Origin of the sequence: Pseudomonas sp. SIMBA_068 (assembly GCF_046534705.1) — a bacterium.
In the GTDB taxonomy this organism is placed as follows: Bacteria; Pseudomonadota; Gammaproteobacteria; order Pseudomonadales; family Pseudomonadaceae; genus Aquipseudomonas; species Aquipseudomonas putida.
The window spans coordinates 1-280 of record NZ_JAWRYI010000351.1 but is presented as its reverse complement, the minus strand read 5'-3'; the positions used below and the strand labels follow the sequence as shown (position 1 = coordinate 280).

General features: G+C 64.6%; 1 pseudogene. It reads right to left on the bottom strand.

Going from position 1 to position 280, the window contains the following annotated elements:
• Positions 1–280 (bottom strand): annotated as a pseudogene (locus tag SB756_RS29495) (hypothetical protein); the annotation flags it as partial.

Sequence of the window (280 nt, the reverse complement as noted above, 5' to 3'; positions counted from 1 at the left end):
TTGGAAAGCTGCTCCAGGCTCGTGCCGTCGCCGCTAGCGTTCTCTTTGAGGTACTCGACCCCGGCGGGCAGCTCCAACTCTGCAGTCTTGCGGAACACCGCACCCAGCAGGCCGGTGCGCGTGCGCCCGGTGATGTTCAAGAACATCGCCCGCTTCTTGTACTGCTTGTACCGCGCCTGGTTCTCGGGAGACTTGTTCTCCGGGTCAGGCATCGGCAGGTAGATGTCGTGCTTGCGCACCTCTCGGGCGCCCGCCACGCAGCGCTTGACCAGCTGCCAGC